1 protein-coding gene is annotated in these 1,288 nt (G+C 74.1%); it reads right to left on the minus strand.

Annotated features, from left to right (window positions below; all coding sequences use genetic code 11):
• Window positions 1–49: 49 nt before the first annotated feature.
• Complete coding sequence (locus tag AB0N07_RS51260; protein WP_350746743.1) at window positions 50–1,015, minus strand: helix-turn-helix domain-containing protein; 966 nt, start codon at window positions 1,013–1,015, stop codon at window positions 50–52.
• Window positions 1,016–1,288: the final 273 nt, after the last annotated feature.

The raw sequence follows: 1,288 nt of genomic DNA on the forward strand, positions 1-1,288 counted from the left end.
GATTGACGATCCGCGAAGAGGCGTTGCCGCCGCGCGCAGTCCCGCCCCGTCAGGCCGCCTGCCGCCGGTACCCGCCGGGCGTCACGCCGAAGCGCGCGCGGAACGCCCGCGAGAAGTGGGCCGGGTCTGCGAAACCCCACCGCGCTCCCACGACGGCGACCGGGCGGCCGGCGTTCCCGGGGTCGCCCAGCTCGTCCCGGCAGCGCTCCAGCCGGCGTCGCCGGATGGTCGCGGCGACCGTCTCCCCCGTGCCTTCGAACAGCAGGTGCAGGCTCCGGACGGACATGAAGTGCGCGGCGGCGACGCTGGCCGGGGACAGCGCGGGGTCCGCCAGGTGCTCGTCGATGTGCCGGAGCACGGCGGCGCGCTGCCGGTCCCGTTCGTCGTCGGGGCCCCCGACGGGCGCGGGCCGGACGCCCTCGGCCGGACGGGGCGGCAGGCCGAGCATATCGGCCACGAGGGTGCCGACGAGATCGACGACGTTGTGCGCCAGCCGGCCGCCGATGGCCGGGTCGAGCACGGGCATGGCGTCCGCCGCCTGCGTCAGGAACGCGCTCACGGCCGGGCCCAGTCGATGACCCTCGTCGAGGGCCGTCGCCGTGACCTGCGCCGCCTGGCCGGGGGCGATCCCGAGGGCCGCGTGGGGGAACATCAGGACGTGGCTCGTGAAGTCGCGGTCGAATGAGAGGGTGTAGGGCTGAGACGTGTCGTAGATCGCGAGCCGACCGGGCTCCAGGAGGACCTCACGGCCGTCCTGGAGGAGCAGGCCGCGGCCGGAGAGCTGCAGGGACACCTTGAACATGCCCCCGCCGCCCGCCGCGGCGAGACGCTCGGTCCGGTGCACGGCGTGCGGCGCGGCCGCGAGAGTGGTGAGGCCGATCCCGCCGAACTCGCTCACGTCGAGCCGGCCGGAGAACGACCGGCTCGGACGGAGTGGTTCCGACTCGAGGGGGACGAAGGAGCGGGAGATCAGCTCCTTCCATTCGGCATGGTCGTCGACGGTCCGCGGGAACACGCGAGGCCCTCCCTTCACGCCGCTTCGCTGTAACCTGGCTCACCATTCTCCCACTGGAGAAAGACCAGGCAACCCCGTGCGGCGCGTCATGACGGCCCGCCACACCCGGTCACCCCCGGCGGATCGCCGCCGTCAGCAGCGCGAGCTGGGCCTCCAGCGCGGCCCGGTCGTGCCGATCCGCATCGACGACGGCCGTCACCTGCGCGCCGAACAGCCACGTCAGGATCAGGTCCACGAGGGCGCGTCGGTCGAGGTCGGGACGCAGGGCGCCGT

This window comes from Streptomyces sp. NPDC051172, assembly GCF_040682555.1.
Lineage (GTDB): Bacteria > Actinomycetota > Actinomycetes > Streptomycetales > Streptomycetaceae > Streptomyces.